This window comes from Micromonospora sp. NPDC050417, assembly GCF_044458865.1.
Classification (GTDB): Bacteria; Actinomycetota; Actinomycetes; order Mycobacteriales; family Micromonosporaceae; genus Micromonospora_G.
The window spans coordinates 417078-436332 of the sequence record NZ_JBITIH010000002.1; the positions used below are offsets into that span (position 1 = coordinate 417078).

Here is a 19255-nt window from a genome sequence, read left to right on the forward strand (position 1 = left end):
CCTCGATGATCAGTCGTCCATCCAGTCCAGCGGGCGGCGCTCGCCCCGGTTCGGCTGCTGCCCGCCCGGTGCCGCGCCACCCCGGCCACCGTGCCCGCCCTGGGCGGACTCGTCGTAGTAGCCGCCCTGCTGCTGGTCGTAGCCGCCCCGGTCGTCGTACCCGGCGCCGCCGCGTTGCTGCTGGTCGTAGCCGCCACGCTGGTCGTAGCCGCCGGCCTGGGGCTGGTCGTAGCCCCCGCCGGCACCGTAGCCCGGCTGCTCACCGTAACCGCGGGCACCGGCGCCGTACGGGTCAGCGCCCTGCTGCTCGTAACCGCCGCCCTGGCCCTGCTGCTCGTAACCGCCGCCGCCCTGGCCGTAGCCCTGGGCGCCGTACGCCTGTTGGTCGGCGCCGTAGCCCCGGCCGGCGTCGGCCGCTCCAGGCCCGTAGGAACCGCCCTGCGCGTACGGGTCGGCCGGCGGGGCGTACTCGTTGCCACCCGCACTTGGACCGTCGTAGCGCCCGGTGGGCTCGTCGTAGCGCCCGGCCGGTCCGGCTGGCGGGTATCCGCCAGCGGTGGGGGGCGGGTACCCGCCAGGCTGCTCGCCGTAGTTGCCGCCGTAGCCACCGGCACCCGAGCCAGGGGTGTTGCCGTAACCGCCGGCACCTGAACCAGGGGCGTTTCCGTAGCCGCCAGCGCCGGAACCGGGTGCGTTGCCGTAGCCGCCAGCGCCCGAGCCAGGGGCGTTGCCGTACTCGCCGCCGGGCCCGTAGCCACCGGCCTGGGCGCCGTAGCCGCCCGCGCCGGAGCCGGGTGCGTTGCCGTACGCGCCACCCGGGGCGTTTCCGTAGCCAGCGGCTCCGGCGCCGAACTCACCCGGTGCGCCTGCGCCGTACTCGCCGCCCTGTGCCGGAGCACCGCCGTAGCCGTTGTCCGCCCAGCCGCCCGCCGCGGGAGCGCCGTAGGCGGCGGTCTGCGGCTGCTGCGACGGCAGGGGTGCGCCGTACGGGTCTGGGAACTCGTCGTCGACCAGTGGGCGGTTGTGCATCATCGTCGGCGCGTCGGCGATCGACCGGCTGATCGCGGTGGCGTCGCCACCCATTCCGGCGCGGTTCGCCACCCGGGTCGGGTCGGCACCGCTCGGGTAGCCGGCCGGAGCTGCGGTACGGACGCCGCCAGTCTGCGGGGTGTCGCCCTCGTCCTCGTCGGTGCTCTCCTTGCGCCGCATCCAGAGCAGCACGATGGCACCGACGCCGAGCGCGACCAGGAGGCCACCGACGATGATCAGGAGCCAGGGGCCCATGCCACCGCCGGAGCTCTCCTCGTTGCTCGCGGCCTGCTGGCCGGCGCCGGGAGTCACCTCTTCGTCGGTGGGGGCCGCTTCGTCGGTCGGTACCGCCTCGTCGCTCGGCGGTGCCTCCGCACTCGCGGAGGGAGTGGCGGCACCGATGGCCAGGACGAAACGTACGTCCCGCAGCGTCTGGTTCGCGGTCACGTTGACCTGCTTGCGCTGGTCCTTGCCGTCGAAGCTGGCGCCGAGGTTGACTCGACCCGGGCTGATGGGATTCGACGTGGTGCCGACGAACTTGAAGGCGCCGCTGTTGCTGGTGGTGGCGTCGAAGCTGTGGTTCTGCGAGTCGAGCAGCACGACCGAGGCGTTCGGCACCGGCTTGCCCTCGTTGTCGCTGACCCGGCCGGAGATCTCCTTGACCGTCTCCACCGCCGGCTCTGTGGGCTGCTGTTGATCTGGTCCGCGTACGGTCAGACCCCGGGCGTCACTGTCCTGGTCGGCCCCGAAGCCCGCCGATACTCGCACGGAACCGTTCTTGGTCTGGCCAGGGTTAAGCGCGCCAGCAGTGAGTGTGGCGGTGAAGGTTGCTGACTCGTTCGGGCCGAGTGACTGAGCGGGAACATCGCAGTTGCCGCCGCAGGTCAACCCATCGAAGACTTCCACCTTGACGCTGTAGGTCGTCGCCGCAGGGTTGTTGTTTTTGACCGTGAACGTAAGTTGCGCGGTCTCACCGCTACGTAGAGTGCCCGCGCTAAGCGTGGTGATGGCCACGTCAGGATCGACGGCGAAGGCCGCTGTTGCGGGGATAGCGAGTAGGGCACTGGTTGCCAGAGCCACGACCACACCGGCCCGTCGCTTCCAGGCATGTCGGTGTGTTGTCACGTCCACCGCCTTCCGGTCTGACTTCTCGGACCAGGGTTCACTACCGTACGAATACACCGTCGGCAACTATGCCTTGTTCGGGTGGAGTCGCGCGACCCAGGGGCAGCGTAAATTGCCACGACGGCAGGCCGTATCGTCCCGTCGTGTCCTCTCCGTACAGTAAGTCCTCGCTGGTGGCGGCCGTGGTCGCGGAGCTCGACGCTGGTCGTACCCCGGCACGTGAACTGCTCCGGGATGCCGTCCGCGCGCTCCTCGCGGAGCTGGCGCGGACCGCTCCTGGCCGTTCGGTGGAGGTACGCGTTCCACCTTACGGTGCGGTTCAGTGCGGAGTGGGGCCGCGACACACCAGGGGTACGCCTGCCAATGTCGTGGAAATGAATCCGGTCACCTGGATTCTGTTGGCTACGGGCCGGCTCGGCTGGGCCGATGCGGTCGCGTCGGGACGGGTCCAGGCCAGCGGGAATCGTGCAGACATTTCGGCCTATGTCCCACTCGAATAGGCCACCACGCACCATTTGGGCGTAACGGTAAGGAGCCAAACGGTGACTTTCTGTACTCTCTCCGGCTCGCGTACACTGTCTGACGACGGAACTTCCAGATTCCCGTGCCCTAGGCGAGTCCGAGCAGATCTGCACAGTGCGGATCAGCCTTCAGTTTGAGGAGCGGCAGGTGCCCCGAGGCGACGGCCGGTTGAGCCATGAACTCGACCCCCAACGGCCCGGCCCGCAAGACGCCTGCGGCGTGTTCGGGGTGTGGGCGCCGGAGGAAGAGGTCGCGAAGCTCACCTACTTCGGCATGTACGCACTACAGCACCGGGGCCAGGAGGCGGCGGGCATCGCCGTCAGCGACGGCTCGGGCGTGGTGGTGTACAAGGACCTCGGCCTGGTCGCCCAGGTCTTCGACGAGCCGACCCTGGCCAGCCTGCGCGGTCATCTCGCGATCGGGCACACGCGCTACTCCACCACCGGCGGCTCGACCTGGGAGAACGCCCAGCCGACGATCCGGGCCAACAGCGCCGGCACCACCATCGCGCTCGCCCACAACGGCAACCTGGTCAACACCACCGAACTCGCCCGACTCGCCCGCGAGCGTGGCATGGACTCCGACGGCTCGACCTCCGACACCGCCCTGGTGACGATGCTCCTGGCCAGCCGCCCGGACCTGTCGGTGGAGGCCGCCGCGCTTGAGGTCCTGCCGATGCTGCGTGGGGCGTTCAGCTTCGTCTTCATGGACGAGAACACGCTCTACGCCGCGCGGGACCCGCACGGCGTACGCCCGCTCGTCCTCGGCCGGATGGAGCGCGGCTGGGTGGTCGCGAGCGAGACCGCCGCACTCGACATCGTCGGCGCCAGCGTGGTCCGGGAGATCGAGCCCGGCGAGCTGATCGCGATCGACGAGCACGGCCTGCGCTCCGCCCGGTTCGCCGTGCCGGAGCCGAAGGGCTGCCTCTTCGAATACGTGTACATCGCCCGCCCGGACACCAGCATCGCCGGCCGCAACGTCTACTCGGCCCGCGTCGCGATCGGCCGGCAACTGGCGAAGGAACACCCGGTCGTGGCCGACCTGGTGATCCCGGTGCCGGAGTCGGGAACGCCGGCCGCGATCGGGTACGCCGAGGCGTCGGGCATCACGTACGGGTCCGGGCTGATGAAGAACCCGTACGTCGGGCGTACCTTCATCCAGCCGTCGCAGACCCTGCGTCAGCTCGGCATCCGGCTCAAGCTCAATCCGCTACGGGAAAACGTCCGGGGTAAGCGGGTAGTGGTCGTGGACGACTCGATCGTCCGCGGTAACACCCAACGGGCGATTGTGCGGATGCTGCGCGAGGCCGGGGCACTGGAGGTGCACGTACGCATCTCCTCGCCGCCGGTCAACTGGCCGTGTTTCTACGGCATCGACTTCGCCACCCGGGCGGAGTTGCTCGCCAACGGCCTCGACAACGACGGGATCCGCCGCTCGATCGGGGCCGACAGCCTCGGCTACGTGTCGCTCGCGGGCCTGATCGCGGCGACCGAGCAGCCGAAGACGCGGCTCTGCCGGGCCTGCTTCGACGGTGAATACCCGATCGAACTGCCGGCGGGGAACCTGATCGGCAAGCACGTACTCGAAGGTGTCGGGCGTCGGGTCGCGGACCACGCGCCGGAGACCGGCGACGGTCCCGACGGGGCCGCCGTCGACACCCCCGAACCACTTGTCAGCAGCCCGGGCGCACGTGACGCACTGCAGCGCCCTTAACTATCCGACCGGCGCGGCCCACGCCCCGCGCCCGGTGAGTACCAAGAGTCGAGCGATCCTCGACCGCTACCCGACGCGGCTCGCCGCGAGGAACAAAGGGGAGAACCGTGACGCACGTGTCTGAGCGCAATGGCGCAGGTAGCGGCGCGCCCGAGGGCGCTGGCTCCGGTGGTGGCGTGCGCCAGCCCTGGACCGCCGGGTCCGGTCGTGCCACCCGTAAGCGCAGCGTCTCGTACGCGGACGCCGGGGTCTCGATCGAGGCCGGCGACCGGGCGGTCGAGCTGATCAAGTCGAAGGTGCGGGGGGCGCAGCGGCCCGAGGTGATGGGCCAGCTCGGCGGCTTCGCCGGCCTGTTCCGGCTGGACACCACCAAGTACCGCAACCCGGTCCTCTCTGCCTCCACCGACGGCGTCGGCACCAAGCTGGTCATCGCCCAGCAGCTCGGCATCCACGACACGGTCGGCATCGACCTGGTCGCGATGGTCGTCGACGACCTGGTCGCGACCGGCGCCGAGCCGCTCTTCCTGCTCGACTACATCGCCACCGGCGAGGTCGTTCCGGACAAGGTCGCCGAGATCGTCGCCGGTATCACCGACGGCTGCCGGTACGCCGGCTGCGCCCTGCTCGGTGGCGAGACCGCTGAGCACCCCGGCGTGCTGAAGCCGGACGAGTACGACATCTCCGCCACCGGTGTCGGTGTGGTGGAGGAGAGCGAGATCCTTCGCCCCGAGCGGGTCGAGGTCGGTGACGCGGTCATCGCGATGCGCTCCTCCGGCCTGCACTCCAACGGCTACTCGCTGGTTCGGCACGTGCTGCTCGGTGCCGGCAGGATGCGGCTGGACACGGTGATCGAGGACTTCGGTCGGCAGCGCACCCTGGGCGAGGAACTGCTGACCCCGACCAAGATCTACGCGCAGGACTGCCTCAAGCTGATCGCCGAGACCGAGGTGCGGGCGCTGGCCCACATCACCGGCGGCGGTATCCCCGGCAACCTGGTCCGGGTGCTGCCGGAGAACGTCGACGCGGTGGTCAACCGGGCCACCTGGCGTCCGCAGCCGATCTTCGACATGGTCCAGGCCAAGGGCCGGATCGAGGACCCGGAGATGGAGTCCACCTTCAACATGGGTGTGGGCATGTTCGCGATCGTCTCGGCCGAGGACGCCGACCGGGCGCTTGCCTGCCTGGCTGGCCGGGGCGTCGAGGCGTGGCAGGCCGGCGAGATCATCGAGGGGACCGGCGAGGTGCAGATGATCGGCCACCACACCCGGGGTTGATCACTGAACGTGCATTCGTGCATACCTGATCCATTGCCGTGATCCTTCGCATACCCGATCAGCACTTCACCCGGGTGGCCACCGCAACCTAGCCTGAGGGGCACCTCAGGTACGGGGAGGAGGGGCCGATGGCTGCCTTGCGGCAGAGGCCAACCGGGATGCGGGGCATCGCCTCGGTGCCGACGTACGTGGTGATGCAGCCGACCACGCTCTGTAATCTGGACTGCTCGTACTGCTATCTCCCGTTTCGTGCCGATGATCGGAAGATGCCCATTCCGGTGGCGGCCGCCGTCGCGGGGTCGGTCAACCGGTGGGCGCGGACGGACCGTTTCTCCGTGGTGTGGCACGGCGGCGAGCCCCTCGCCGCCGGCCGGGAGCATCTGGCCGCCCTGATGGCCCCGTTCGACGACGGGGTCGAGCACCATGTGCAGACCAATGCCACGTTGATCGACGACGCCTGGTGCGAGTTCTTCGCGACCCACCAGATGCGGGTCAGCGTGAGCGTGGACGGTCCGCGCGAGCGCAACGCCGACCGGGTGGGGCGGGGCGGGCGGCCGGCGTACGACCGGATCGAACGGGGCATCGAGGCGCTGCGGCGCAACGGTGTCGCCTTCTCGGCGCTCTGCGTGGTGACCCGACCCGAGCCCGGCCTCGCCGCCGAGTTGTACGCGTACTTCCTCGACCTGGGGTGCGACGTGCTCGGGATCAACATCGAGGAGATGGAGGGCGTCAACGCGCGGCTCAACGCCCACCCGGAGGCGGACGTCACCGGGTTCTGGAGCGAACTGGTCGCGGCCTGGCGCCGTACCCCGACGATCCACCTCCGCGAGATCGAGTGGTCGCTGCGGTACGCCTCGGCGGTTCTCGACGACACCGCCGACGACCTGCTGCCCCGCCAACTCGATCCGATCCCCACCGTCGCCTACGACGGTTCGGTGGTCCTGCTCTCGCCGGAACTCGCCGGCTTCTCCGACCCGCAACACGGCGACTTCACCAGCGGAAACGTGTTGACCACCGGGCTGGCCGAGATCATCGCGGGGGCGGCGGGCCTGCCCTGGGTGCGGGAGTTCCTGACCGGGGTCGAGTCCTGCCGGTCCGGCTGTCCGTACTTCGGCTTCTGTGGTGGCGGTCACGCCGCCAACCGTTACTTCGAGCAGGGACGTTTCGACGGTACGGAGACCAACCACTGCCGTAACAGCAAGATCCGCTTACTTGAGGGAGTGTTGGACCATGCCCGAGATGACCAGCGTACGGTCCGTTGAGCCGGCTGGGCCTGGAGAGCCTGTCGGGAGCGCGGCCCTGGAGGCGGTGACCGATCGCGTCCGTGCGGCCCGTAGCGGCCTCACCAGGCTGCTACAGGAGGCAGAGGAGGCACGCCGGGAACGGGCCGAGGTGGCGGACGCCGGTGGTGGGGCGGTCTGCGCGTGGAACCACTTCGAGAACATCCCGACGTTCTACAACTGGAACAATCGGCCGCGCTGAGACGAACAGGCGGTCCCGGAGGGTACGCGTGGTGCGGCTCCGGCGCGGACCGATCAGGCCGGGTACCGCCGACCGGTCGAGGAGCTGCCGCACGGGTCGAAACACGATCCGCACGGCAGACCCTCGACCGGATGGAACCGCGTCGGTCAACGGTGTGCCACACCATCCGGACACGCGTGAGCACGCGGGCGTTACCGCGTGCTCAAATGTGCCCGACGGAGGTCAGCGGGCTGGAGGCGACCAGTTGTCTGGGCCGTCGTCCGCGTCGTGGTCCTCGTCATCGTCGTCGACATACTCTTTGTAGTCGTCGTCGAAGTCGTGGTCCGACTTGCCGCTGCCGCCGAGTTCTCGCTGCAAGGCGGCGAGGTCGGTGTTCGGGGAGTGGTACTTCAACTCCCGGGCCACCTTTGTCTGCTTGGCCTTAGCACGGCCGCGCCCCATGGCTCGACCCCCTCGCACAGAATTCGGGGCAGCCCGAAGGCGGGCCCCGATGACGTCAGGCATCTCTCGTGGCTCTTACGGTACATGGGTATGCCCGCCTTCGGCACCTCGGGTTACCGCCGGTGGTGCCCGCGCGTCGAGGTTGACCCGACCAGGCGGTTTTCCACCCCGGTAACGACCGTGCCGGAAACCGGTCATGACGGCTCGATCACCCTGTGCTGCGGGTTCCCGTCGAGACCGACCTTAGCCCTTGATGACGGGCGAAACGAGGCGAATCGTCTGTGGTGTCCCGTATACGGAACGCACCTCACCCGGGCTCCTGCCGGTCGACGTCCGTCTCCGGTTCTGCCCTGTCGGGGTCGGCCGTAAGGAGCGGCCCCGGGCTCCGGTCAGCCGTCATGATCTGGTCGGACGGTGGAGGGGACGGCGTCCGGTCCGGGCGTGGCGCGGACCGGACGCCGAGCGACAGCCGCTCCCGTCGTGCGGACGGTCTGCGGAATCGCCGCGTTAACGCCCCTGACGAGTCGCTGTGGGGCCGATCAGGTGAGGTGGATGGAGCGGAGCCGGCCGACCTCGGCCATCCGCCGCTCGGCCAGCCGGTCGGCGGCAACCGCCGGCGGCACGCCCTCGGCGTCGGCGAGCCGCAGGATCTCGCGGGTGGTGTCGAAGATCCGGGTGGCGCGGAGCTTCGCCCGCTCGAAGTTGAAGCCCTCGATCTCGTCCGCGACCTGGATCACACCGCCGGCGTTCACCACGTAGTCCGGCGCGTAGAGCACGCCCCGGTCGGCGAGCTGCTTCTCGATGCCCGGGTGGGCGAGCTGGTTGTTTGCCGCGCCGACCACGATGGTGGCCCGCAGGGCGGGCACCGTCTCGTCGTCGAGCGCGCCGCCGAGGGCGCAGGGGGCGTACACGTCGATGTCGGAGGTGATCAGCGCGGTCGCGTCCGCCACCAGGTCCACCTCCGGGTACGTGTGCCGGGCCCACTCCAGCGCCTTCTCGTTGACGTCGGTCGCCACCACCGAGGCGCCGTCCTCGATCAGGTGCCCGACCAGGTGCTTGCCGACCTTGCCGAGGCCGGAGACACCGATCCGACGTCCAGCGAGGGTCGCCGAGCCCCACTGGTGCTCGGCGGCGGCGCGCATGCCCTGGAACACGCCCCAGGCGGTGAGCACGGACGAGTCACCCGCGCCGCCGTGCTCCACGCTGCGGCCGGTGACGAAGCGCGTCTCGCGCGCCACCACGTCCATGTCCTGGACGTACGTGCCGACGTCACACGCGGTGTAGTAGCGCCCGCCCAGCGACTGGACGAAGCGGCCGTACGCGCGCAGCAGCGGCTCGGTCTTGAGCTGATCCGGGTCGCCCCAGATGACCGCCTTGCCGCCGCCGAGGTCGAGCCCGGCGAGCGCGTTCTTGTACGCCATACCCCGGGAGAGTTCGAGCACGTCGTGCAGTGCGTCCGCCTCGTTGGCGTACGGGTAGAAGCGGGTCCCGCCGAGCGCGGGGCCGAGCGCGGTCGAGTAGATGCCGATGATCGCCTTCAGACCGGTCGGCTTGTCCTGGCAGAAGACGACCTGTTCATGACCGGCCGAGATCTGTTGGTCGGTGTTGGCGAAAACGCCCATGACTGCTCCTGATGTCGGTGTGCGCCTTTGTGGGACGCGGACCTCTCCGGTGGCCGGCGGGGTGACGCCGGTGCTGCCGAGCCTAATATCGGCCGTCGCGCCGTAGCGGGGCCGGCCGGGGGACGACCTGTCCCAACTGGCGGGGCGGTGGGCGGTGATCGGCGCCGTCGGCGGCAGGGAAGTCGGGTTTCGTGGGAGGATCGCGCCGTGCCGTCGCTCTTCGCTTCCTACCTGCGGGTGTATGAGCCGCTGACCGCCTTCGACCGGGACCGCCAGATCTTCTGGCGCCAGTACGTCAAGGAGGGCCGGGCGGTCGCCCCGTTGGAGGGGCCCGGGCGGCAGCGTACGGCGGTGATCGAGGCGCTCGGTGCCGGCTGGACCAGGCTGCCCGATCTGCCGGACGAGGCGTACGTGCTGGAGGCCGACGACACGCTGCTGGTCTGCCCGTGGAACCTGCGGGTCCGGGTCGCCGAGGCGGCGCTGAGCGCCCGGGACGGGGTGCCGCCGGTGCTCGCCGACGCGTTCGTCCCGCCGATCCTCGCCGGCCAGGCCAAGGCGGTCGTGGAGGACTTCCGCAGCGGGGCGCGGGTGCTGGAGCACGGGGTGCCGCGGCTGCACGAGCAGATCGCCACCTGGGGCGTCCCGCTGCGCTGGTTCGTCTTCGTCGACGCCGCCGAGCGGGACCTGACCGTACGGCCGGAGCGTCGGGTGCTGCGCTACCGGACCGAGATCTCCAAGGCCCGGCGGCGGGCGTCGCGCGGGCTGGCGGTGCTGCGCAAGACCGTGGGGGACGCGCCGATCACCGAGGCGGTCGAAGAGGGTGCCCGGTGGCTGGAGGAGTTCCACCCCCGGTCGGTGGTGGAGTTGGACTACGGCGGCCTGGTGCAGTTGCTGCCGGACGAGGCGCTGACCGACGACGACTCGCCGGCGCTGGTCGCCGAAGGGCTCGCGGGACTGTCCCGGGGTGACGCCGAGGCGGCCACCGAGGCGTACGAGAAGTTGGTCGCCCGCTGGCGCGCGGTGCAGTTGCTGGAGCGTTGCAACTAGCTCCGGGCGGCCTCGTGGCCGGTCGTACCGGTGCCGGCCAACCGGTTCGAAGAGTGATCGACTGGTGACCGACTAGGGGATTGATTAGGGGATCGAAACATGAATCCCCTAACCCCGATTGAGTCGATCTTGCTGAATGGGGGATCGCTCTTCATGATCGCGTTTTGGCTGGTCAAAGGGGCGTGGAGCGTTTCCAACGCGAGGTCGACTCGTAATCTTGGGGTTACGATGGGCCACAATGCGCCCGAATAAGACAGGTTTCAGTATAGAAAAGTTGTATAAATCGGTCATTGTTCATCCGTCCATCCAGGGACGTTCGGCCGTTCGGCCCATGTCGGACATCGGGGACTAGCCGGACCATGGGAGACGCGTCGGCCGGCGGGACCCCGGCCGATGTCTATAGGCACCTGTGGAGGAGTGACCGATGGCATCGCGTACGCACGAACCAGAGCCGCTACTCACGCCGGCCGAGGTGGCGTCGATGTTCCGTGTCGACCCGAAAACCGTGACCCGGTGGGCGAAGGCGGGCAAGCTCAGCGCAATCCGAACGTTGGGTGGCCACCGGCGTTACCGCGAGTCGGAGGTTCGCGCCCTGCTGCAGGGGCAGATTCCCCAGCAGCGTCAAGGCGACTGACCCCCGACCGGGGCTGGCCGCGAATCGTTTCAGGGGCGGCAGAGATACGGGAAACCGTACCTCTGCCGCCCCTGATTCGTGCCTGCCGCGCCCACCCGCGCGGCTGGCGGTCAGCCAGCCGCCACCGCCAGTCGGTCCTCCTCGACCAACCGGCCGTCCCGCAGCACCAACACCCGGTCGGCCAATTCGATCAAGGTCGGATCGTGGGTGGCCACCAGCGCCGTCATCCCGCGGGACCGGACCAGCGCCTGGAGCAGATCCATCATCGCCCGGCCGGTCTCCGAGTCGAGCTGTCCGGTCGGCTCGTCGGCGATCAGCAGCGGCGGATCGTTCGCCAACGCCCGCGCCAGCGCCACCCGCTGCTGCTGCCCCCCGGAGAGCTCGTACGGACGCTGGCCCGCGTGCCCACCCAACCCGACCAGCTCCAGCAGCATCGCCACCCGCTGCTCCCGCTCCGCCGCCGGCACCTTCGCCAACCGCAGCGGCACCCCGACGTTCTCCGCCGCGGAGAGGATCGGGATCAGCCCGAACGACTGGAACACGAACCCCATGGTGTCCCGGCGCAGCGTCAGCAGGTCCCCCTCCCCGGCCGCCGTCACCTCCCGGCCGGCCACGAAGATCTGGCCGGTGGTCGGCCGGTCCAGGCCGCCGATCAGGTTGAGCAGGGTGGTCTTGCCGGCGCCCGAACGACCCCGGACCGCGACCAGCTCACCCTGCCCGGCGCGGAACGACACCTGCCGCAGGGCGTGCACCACCCGGTCGCCGGAACCGTAGTCCCGGCTGACGCCCTCCACCCGTACCAGGTCCCCGCTCACAACTGCTCCTTCTGAGGTTCGTCACCGGAGCGGACCTCGACGTGGTCCAGCTCCAGATTCAGCTTCACGCGGTCCCGTAGGGCCAACGCGTCCACGAAGGCCGCCGGCAACTGCATCCGGCCCGCCCGGTCCAGCACCGCGTACTCCTCGGTCACCAACTCCTCCAGCCCGTCCGCGCCGATCCGGGCCGACCGCCGTACCTCCGACGCGGTCCGCCCGTCGCGGATCGCGACCGTTCGGCGGACCTGGGTCGCCACGTTGTGGTCGTGGGTCACCACCACCACCGTGACGCCCAACTCGGCGTTAATCGCACGCAGCGCCTCGAAGACGGCGGCCGCCGTCGCCTCGTCCAACTCGCCGGTGGGCTCATCGGCGAAGAGCACCTCGGGATCGTTCGCGACAGCCACCGCCACCGCACACCGCTGCTGCTCACCGCCGCTCATCTGGCCCGGCCGCCGGTCCGCGCAGTAGCCGACCCCGGCCATCTCCAGCAGCTCCGACGCCCGCTTCCGCGCCGCCCGCGCAGACGTACGCCGGGCCAGCCGCATCGGCAGCTCGACGTTCTCCCGTGCGGTCAGGTACGGCAGCAGGTTCCGTCCGGTCTGCTGCCAGACGAAGCCGACCGTGCTGCGGCGGTAGCGCAGCCGCTGCTTCGCCGACATGGTCAGCAGGTCGAAGCCGGCCACCCGGGCGATGCCCGCGGTCGGCACGTCCAACCCGGAGAGGATGTTCAACACGGTGGACTTGCCGGAGCCGGAAGCGCCGACGATGGCGATCAGCTCGCCACGGTCGATCACCAGGTCCAGCCCTTGCAGCGCCACCACCTCGACGCCCTCGGTCTTGAAGATACGAACCAGGCCGTCGCAGACGATGTGTCCACGGAGGCGATCGTTGCCGCCGGCCCGCTCCGCCGCACGTTCAGCGGCGCGGCGCTGCAACGCCGCGAGATCGGGTACGGCAGTGGTCAGGGCAGCGGTCATCAGTTCTCCTCTCCGAGCCGGAGCACCTCGCCGAGGCGCATCCGTCGGTTGATCAGGTTTTCGATCGCGAGCGCGGCGGCCAGACCGACCACCACCAGTAGCAGCACCCCACCCACCAGCAGCGGATCGAGGTGGGTCCGGGCAGCCACCCCGGCAGTGAAGGTGGAGAGGTTGAGCGCCGGGCCGAGCAGGCCCGGCAGGACCGCCCCGACCACCCCGCCGGCAAGCACCGCGGCGCCGACCAGCGGAAGCAGCTCGTACACCAGCAGTTGCCGTCCCTGCCGGCCGGAGAGACCCATCGTGCGCAACCGGGAGAGCACCTTGCCCCGGGTACGCGCCTCGGCGACGACCGCGAAGCCGACCGCGAGCAGCGCCAGGCCGGTCGCCCCCAACCCGCCGATCGCGAACGTCAGGCTGAGCAGTTCGTTACCGCCGGTCCGGTCCAGCGAGCGCCGGTAGTCGGTCCGGATGACCAACTCGGCCGGGACGGTGGTGCCGGCGGCGGACTTGCCCGTCGCCCCCTCGCGCCACTCGCGCTGCCCGTCGTCGGCGGTCCGGAGCAGTGCCGTCCGGTCATAACCGTCCCCGGCGAGCAGGAACCGGTTCGGCAGGACCGGTTTGAAGTCCGGCACCGGCAGCGCCTGCCAGGGCAGCACGACGAAGCGTTCGACGTCGAGTTCCAGGCCGGGAAAGGTCGGCGCGACCGTGCTCGTGGTGAAGGCGTACTGCCGGCCCTGCACGTTCGCCACCGCGCCCTTGCCGACCTGCGCCGCGACCGTCGGTGAGACCAACGCCGGGACCGGGCCGTCACCCCGGGTGGCCTGACGCAGCGCCGCCGGCACCCCATCCGTGGGGATCCCGCTGTGCCGCATCACCTCCACGAACTTCGGTACGTCCACGACCACCACCTGGGCCTGCCCGAGTTCGTGGTCCGCGGCGCCGGGCCCCGACCGCAGTTGCCGGGAGTTCTCCAGGGAGACGGGGGCCACCGCCGTCACTCCGGGCAGGGCGCTGATCCGGTCGGTCGTGGTCGCCGCGAAGGTGACCCCGGTGAGGCTGGCATCGGCCGGGATCACCTGGTCGGCGGCCTCGTCCCGGGCGGTGGAGATGGTGTCCGCGACCACGCCGCTGAACACTCCCGTGGTGATCGCGATGACCAGTACGGCGAGCGGGCCGATGGTCACCGGGGCACCCCGGCCGGCTCGCACCAGCCCGAGGAAGAGCACCGCCCCCCGGGCCCGTGCGGCAACCTGTCCGATCATCCGCAGCGGCCAGGGCAGCACCCGGAGTGCGATCAGCGCGGTGCCGACCGCGAGCAGTACCGGCACCGAGACCAGGTACGGGTCCACCCCGCCGTTCGGTTCGAGCCCACGCCGCCGGAGCAGGAACACCCCGAGCGCGGCCAGTGCGAGCACGCTGATCTCGGCCGTGAGCCGTCGGGCCGACGGTCGCTGCCGAATCAGGTCCTGGCGACGTACGACGAACGTCACCCGGCGCTGGCTCGACATCGCCAGCACCGCGACGGCACCGGTGGTGATCACCGCGAGCACGGGGACCAGCCACTCCGTCCCCGCCGAACGACCGGGCACCAGGGTGCCGAGCAGCCAGCCCATGAGCACCGCCAGCGGCTGGACCAGCACCGACTCGGCCAGGACCCGCACACCGATGGTGCTCGTCGAGGCACCCCGGGCGCGGAGCAGGGCCAGCTCCTCGCGACGGCGCTCCAACGACAGTCGGGCGGCGAGCAGGATCAGACCGATCAGGCTGGCCAGTACCCCGGTCTGCACGACCGCCAGCAGCGCCCGTACGGAGGCCAACCGCTCCCCGATCTTGACCAGCGCGGTATCGAGCGACGTGGCCACCTTGCTCTCCAGCACCGGCGGGGTCTGCTTGAGCTGGGTCAGGGCGGTGATCACCGATTCGATTCCGTCGGCATCCAGCCGTTTCTCGTCGACCCGGTAGTACCAGTTGTAGACGGGCATGCCCACGTCCCGACGGGCCAGGTCCATTCCGGCCCAGGTGGTCACCGCCATCGTCTTGAACGGGTCGCCGTCGGCCATCGGCACCAGCGGCTCCACCGCCAGCCGCATGTCGTTCCAGATCGGCGCGGTCGGGTCCAGCGGGTCGAAGATCCCGACCACCTCTACGGCGGTCGGCTTGAGGCCGCCATTGACCTCGAACTTGCTGCCGACCCGGAGCGACAGCACCTCCGCCGTCAGTTGCGACACGGTGATCGCGATCCCGCCACCGGGAGCCCGTCCGTTGGTGGCCGGCCAACCGCCGTCAACCATCCGGACCGCTTCCTGGAGCCCGGTCTGAGCCCGTAGCGCCATGCCCGGCTTGGTGTCACCGTTGAGCGGGATGAAGTCGCCGGAGGCGTTCACACCGTTCGGGCCGACCGTGGCCGAATACCATCCGTCGTCGATCAGCCCCGGCAGCGGTTCCGGCAGCTTGTCGCGGTACTTGTCGAGCGAGTCGACCCCCGCGGCTGCCGGCGCGGTGTTGTCGGGTTCGATGACCATCGGCATTGAGATGTCCCGCACCAGAGGCGGCAGCGTCGCCACGTCGGCGGCGAGTCCCCGGTCGGCGTACTCGTTCGCGAGTCGTGGTGCGCCAGTGAGTAGTGCGGCAGCCAGCAGCCCGAGTACGGCGAGCAGCCCGACCTGACCGGCGAAGGCACGCAGCCGACGTAGCGGCCCGGACCTGGTGAGTGTCATCAATGTCTTCCTCGGGTTCGCCGATCCGTTTCCCGTGCCCTGAGCCGGTGTGGGGTCGCCCACCACCGCTCCCCCTGTCCGGCGGCTCACCGGTCGTCCCCGATCCGGAGTTGGGCGGCGACCAGGCGCTGCCGCATGGTGGCGGCCACCAGCCCGCTCAGCAGGAGCGCGAGCAGCAGCAGGCCGAGTGTGGTGCCGATCACCGGCGGCCAGTCCACGTCGAGCAGTGGCGTCGGCGACGGTCGGTCCGCCGACGGGGTGAGGATCACCAGCGGCGCCATGGCGGCGGCGACCGCGACCCCGACCCCGAGTCCGACGAGGACGCCGATCCCGGAGAGGAACGCCTGCTCCGCGATGAGCGACCGGGCCAGCAGCCGGTGCCCGGCGCCGAGGGTGTGGAGCACCGCCATCTCGTTGGCCCGCCGACGCGCGGTCGCGCTCACGTCGACGGCTATGCCGACCGCGGCGAGCAGTAGCGCGCCCAACGCCGCAGCGAAGAGCGCACCCCGCGCGCCGACCCCGTACGGGTCGACCCGGCCGGCGATCGCCTGGCGGTCGAGCACCTCCAGGTCCGGGAGCTGAGCTGCCGCGTGTGCGGTGGCTGCCTGCTGGCCGGGCTCGGTGGCGATCCACCACTCCTGCGGCGACCGGATGACGCCGCTGTCGTTGAAGAACACGTTGTTCAGCGAGGGGAGGTCAGCGAGGATCGCGGCCGGTTCGGTGTCACCGGGGACCGACTCCACCGTACCGATGATCTTGGCCTCGGCCTTCGCCACGCCGACCGGTATTTTTACCGTTTCACCGACCTTGGTCCGGAGCGCGGCGAGTACGGGTGGGGTGACCAGCACCGGGACCGGCGCGTCGCCGGTGGCTCGGGTGATCGCCATCTGCGTCACCCTGACACCTGTGCTGTTCGGCGGACCGATGTACACATAGCTGGTCGAGAGGGAACCCGGACCGGCGATGGCCGCTTCCTCCCGGTCGAACGGGTTCACCACCCGCCATTCGGTGCCGGGGCGCAGGTCGACCTGGGTGGCGGCGTCGCCGCCGCCGGCACGTAGCTCGGTCAGCAGCCAGTCGACCTTCATCCCGCTCTGACCGGTGCCTTCGGTGGTGAATCCGGCCAGTCGGGCCGGGGTCGCGCCGGCCGGCAGGTCGATGGTGAACCGGAGCACTCTGCCGTTCTGGCTGGTGCCGATCGGCACCCTCAGCAAACTGCTGTTCGAATCGACAAAAACGGCCTCGCTCCGGATCTGGTCGGAGACCAGGTCCGGTCCATTGACGGTGGTGCTGATCACGCCGGAGAGCTGTCGGGCACCCGCCGGCAGTTCGGTGTACGGGACGTTGACCCGCTGTCGCCCGAGTCCGCGCAGGACGTCGGCGGCGGACCCACCATGGACCAGGTCGTCGCGCATCTGGATCAGGTCGGCGCCGGCGAGGGCGTCGATCGCCACCAGCGAGGCCGGCTCCGCCGCCGGGCCCAGTTGGAGATTCTCCCGCCCGGCCGCCAGCACCGTGCGGGCACCGGGCAACGCGGCGAGCTCCGCCGCGCGTTCCTCCCTCGGGATCCCGGTCGTCTCCACCAGCCGCAGGTCTGCGCCGACCTGGTGGTTGGCCTGGTCGACCAGGGACCGTTCGGAGGTGCTGGCCAGGCACCAGGCCAGGGTGCTGACCGCGACCGCGAGGGCGAGCAGCAGTACGGGCCCCGCGTGCGGGCGCCGGCCGGCCTGCCAGGTGCCGAACATCGTGGCGGTCCAGGGCTTCCGGTCGACGAACCGTTCCGCCAAGCGGGTGAGCGGTGGCAGCACCCGTAGCGCGACCACTGCCCCGGCCAGCACCCCCAGTGTCGGGGTGGCGGCGAGCAGCGGGTCGATGCCGAGTTGACCGGTGGACCGCGCACTGGACAGGGGTGAGGAGTACTGCCGAAGCTGGAACCAGCCGAGTACGGCCAGGGCGATCAGGGCCAGGTCGATGCCGGCCCGCTGGGCGGCGGCCCGCCGGCCCGGTCGCGAACGGTTGGCGAGTTCGGCGACGTACGTGCCACTGCGGCGTAGCGACGGACCGGCGATGGCCAGTACGCAACCGACTGCGGCAAGCCCGGCGACCAGCCAACTCATCGGTCGTGGCTGGGTGTCGAAGCGCAGCCCCACGGAGGCCAGCATCGGTATCCGGTCGGCGAGGTGCAGGCCCTCGGTGGCCAGCAGCGGGGCGAGCAGTGCCGCCGGCAGGGCGACGAGCGTCGCTTCCCGTACGGCCAAGCCGGCGATCTGGTTGCGGGCCGCCCCACGGGCTCTCAGGAGGGAGTTCTCGCCCCGGCGCTGCTCGACCAGGAGTACGGCGACCAGCACCAACGCGTAGCCGCCGAGCACGATGACGAGCAGCATCGGGGTGACCAGGGTGGACCGGCCGACCAGGTTGGCCCGTTCGAGCCGTTGGGCCAGGGCGTCGATGGAGGTGGTGGCGACACCGGAGGTGCCGAGTCCGGCGGCCTTGGGTAGTTCGGTGGTCAGCCGGGAGATCGTGTTGCCGAGCCGGCTGAGCTGGGCCGCGCTGGCGCCGGTCAGGCCGGGCTCGACCAGCCAGGCGGCGCTGGCACTGGCGATGAAGTGGCTCATGAAGTCGGCCTGGTCAACGACGAACGGGCCGTACGTGGACGACTGTGGCAGATGTCCGTCGGCCACGTCCGGGGAGAGCCGCCAGTAGCTTGCCGCCGGGTCACGTGGGTGCCAGATGCCGACCACCGAGAGGTTGGTGATCTTTCCGCTGACCCGGTCGGTGACCGGTACCTGGTCGCCGACCTTCACGCCGAGGATCCCGGCGATCCGCTCCGCGAGCACGGTCTGCACCGGGCTGAGGCCCGGTTGCGGCCACGCGCCGGAGCTGAGGTCGGCGTGCGCGGCGAGATCGTTGAGGAACACCACCGAGGCGAAGACCACACCGTCGGCGTCGGGCACGGCCTCGCCGACCTGGCCGGAGAGTTGGCGCCCGGCGCCGTATCCGGCGGACGAGACCGAGGTGGGCAACCCGCTGAGCCCTCCGGCGACCTCCTTGCGGAGTGCCGCGTCCCGCTGCCGGAGTGCCTCTATTGATCCACCGGTCGAGCCGCGGACCAGCAGCGACCGCTCCTGCGGACTGGCGGAGTCGATCGCCCTCTCGGCGCCGGTCTCGACGACCTGCTGGCTGTAGCCAGCGAGGCCGGTGAGCAGGGCGGCGGCGATCAAGGTCGCCCCAGTCGCGGCGAGTAACAGCCCTCTCACCGCACGGGCGCGCCGTAGCACCAGCCTCATTCCACCGCGTCCCCTCGTTGCCTATCGTGGCGACGCCACCGGCCGCCCTCATCGCTCCTGATTGGTGAGCTGGCCGGAAAGGTTCGCAGTCGGTGGAAGAAATTTTTCCCACCGGCCGTTCGTGATGCGGCCATTACCTAATCGAGATCAACTCGTTGCGAACGGGAGCGGGCAAGGCTACCAGGGTATTCCCGCAGGTCAGCGCCAATGTCGATGGCTTCATTGGGACTCTGCGGGACGCGGCTACCGAAAAAGGTCGGCCCTTCGAGCGCTCCGTAATTCCGCCCAATAACCCCTTATCTCGCTGGTGTCGACGGGTCGGTGATCCGTGTCATTGACCAGCACTCGCAGTCCGCCGCCCGGCCAGCCAGCGGAACCCTCGGCCCGCGTCGTGTCGGCCGCGCGATGAGGTGGAAGTCGGCCCAGCGCGCGGTGGAAGTCGCCCGGCGTGCGGTGGAAGTCGCCCGGCGTGCGGTGGAAGTCGGTACGTCTGCGCGCCGAAGGGATCGATGACGTTCACCCTGCGTGGATCTCGCGCCGCGCGTACCGCGACTGGCGGCTAGCGTC

At 70.3% G+C, this 19255-nt stretch carries 14 protein-coding genes; 7 read left to right on the top strand and 7 right to left on the bottom strand.

What is annotated here, in order from left to right; translation table 11 throughout:
* Positions 1-9: 9 nt before the first annotated feature.
* Complete coding sequence (locus ACIBF5_RS04470) at positions 10-1797, bottom strand: carboxypeptidase-like regulatory domain-containing protein (RefSeq protein ID WP_396808014.1); 1788 nt, start codon at positions 1795-1797, stop codon at positions 10-12.
* A 500-nt stretch (positions 1798-2297) separates the two neighbouring features.
* Between ACIBF5_RS04470 and ACIBF5_RS04475 the strand changes: the two genes are divergently transcribed.
* The 5 genes from ACIBF5_RS04475 (at position 2298) to amcA (ending at position 7145) form a co-directional block, all read left to right on the top strand.
* Positions 2298-2654: a sterol carrier family protein gene (locus ACIBF5_RS04475; protein WP_396808016.1), complete on the top strand. Its 357-nt coding sequence runs from the start codon at positions 2298-2300 to the stop codon at positions 2652-2654.
* A 169-nt stretch (positions 2655-2823) separates the two neighbouring features.
* Positions 2824-4389, top strand: a complete 1566-nt coding sequence (gene purF, locus ACIBF5_RS04480; RefSeq protein ID WP_396808018.1) for an amidophosphoribosyltransferase — start codon at positions 2824-2826, stop codon at positions 4387-4389.
* 107 nt (positions 4390-4496) lie between these two features.
* Entirely contained in the window at positions 4497-5663 is a 1167-nt protein-coding gene (purM, locus tag ACIBF5_RS04485) for a phosphoribosylformylglycinamidine cyclo-ligase (RefSeq protein ID WP_396808020.1), read from the top strand.
* Between the two features lie 158 nt (positions 5664-5821).
* Positions 5822-6925, top strand: a complete 1104-nt coding sequence (gene amcB, locus ACIBF5_RS04490) for a cyclophane-forming radical SAM peptide maturase AmcB (protein ID WP_396808288.1) — start codon at positions 5822-5824, stop codon at positions 6923-6925.
* The gene (amcA, locus tag ACIBF5_RS04495) at positions 6894-7145 is read left to right on the top strand and encodes a multiple cyclophane-containing RiPP AmcA (RefSeq protein ID WP_396808022.1); all 252 of its coding nucleotides are present in this window, start codon (positions 6894-6896) and stop codon (positions 7143-7145) included. The genes amcB and amcA overlap by 32 nt, the downstream gene beginning before the upstream one ends.
* A 222-nt stretch (positions 7146-7367) precedes the next feature.
* On the opposite strand, the gene ACIBF5_RS04500 is transcribed toward amcA, so the two are convergent.
* Together ACIBF5_RS04500 and ACIBF5_RS04505 are read right to left on the bottom strand one after the other, a co-directional pair.
* Positions 7368-7586, bottom strand: coding sequence for a DUF3073 domain-containing protein (locus ACIBF5_RS04500; RefSeq protein ID WP_121157576.1), 219 nt, complete (start codon positions 7584-7586; stop codon positions 7368-7370).
* A gap of 539 nt (positions 7587-8125) precedes the next feature.
* Entirely contained in the window at positions 8126-9208 is a 1083-nt protein-coding gene (locus ACIBF5_RS04505) for a Glu/Leu/Phe/Val dehydrogenase (protein ID WP_396808024.1), read from the bottom strand.
* 207 nt (positions 9209-9415) lie between these two features.
* Between ACIBF5_RS04505 and ACIBF5_RS04510 the strand changes: the two genes are divergently transcribed.
* Both ACIBF5_RS04510 and ACIBF5_RS04515 read left to right on the top strand, forming a co-directional pair.
* The gene (locus ACIBF5_RS04510; RefSeq protein ID WP_396808026.1) at positions 9416-10255 is read left to right on the top strand and encodes a hypothetical protein; all 840 of its coding nucleotides are present in this window, start codon (positions 9416-9418) and stop codon (positions 10253-10255) included.
* A gap of 424 nt (positions 10256-10679) precedes the next feature.
* Positions 10680-10889 carry a BldC family transcriptional regulator gene (locus ACIBF5_RS04515; protein WP_007073996.1) on the top strand — a complete coding sequence of 70 codons (210 nt, stop codon included), beginning with the start codon at positions 10680-10682 and terminating at the stop codon, positions 10887-10889.
* 110 nt (positions 10890-10999) lie between these two features.
* Here ACIBF5_RS04515 and ACIBF5_RS04520 read toward each other — a convergent pair whose 3' ends face one another.
* From ACIBF5_RS04520 to ACIBF5_RS04535, 4 genes are all read right to left on the bottom strand, one after another.
* Positions 11000-11704, bottom strand: coding sequence for an ABC transporter ATP-binding protein (locus ACIBF5_RS04520; RefSeq protein ID WP_396808028.1), 705 nt, complete (start codon positions 11702-11704; stop codon positions 11000-11002).
* The gene (locus ACIBF5_RS04525; RefSeq protein WP_396808030.1) at positions 11701-12684 is read right to left on the bottom strand and encodes an ABC transporter ATP-binding protein; all 984 of its coding nucleotides are present in this window, start codon (positions 12682-12684) and stop codon (positions 11701-11703) included. Before ACIBF5_RS04525 ends, ACIBF5_RS04520 begins: the two co-directional genes overlap by 4 nt.
* Entirely contained in the window at positions 12684-15401 is a 2718-nt protein-coding gene (locus ACIBF5_RS04530; protein WP_396808032.1) for an FtsX-like permease family protein, read from the bottom strand. The genes ACIBF5_RS04525 and ACIBF5_RS04530 overlap by 1 nt, the downstream gene beginning before the upstream one ends.
* 86 nt (positions 15402-15487) lie before the next feature.
* A complete protein-coding gene (locus ACIBF5_RS04535) occupies positions 15488-18688 on the bottom strand; it encodes an FtsX-like permease family protein (protein WP_396808034.1) in 3201 nt (1066 codons plus the stop codon).
* Positions 18689-19255 lie beyond the last annotated feature (567 nt).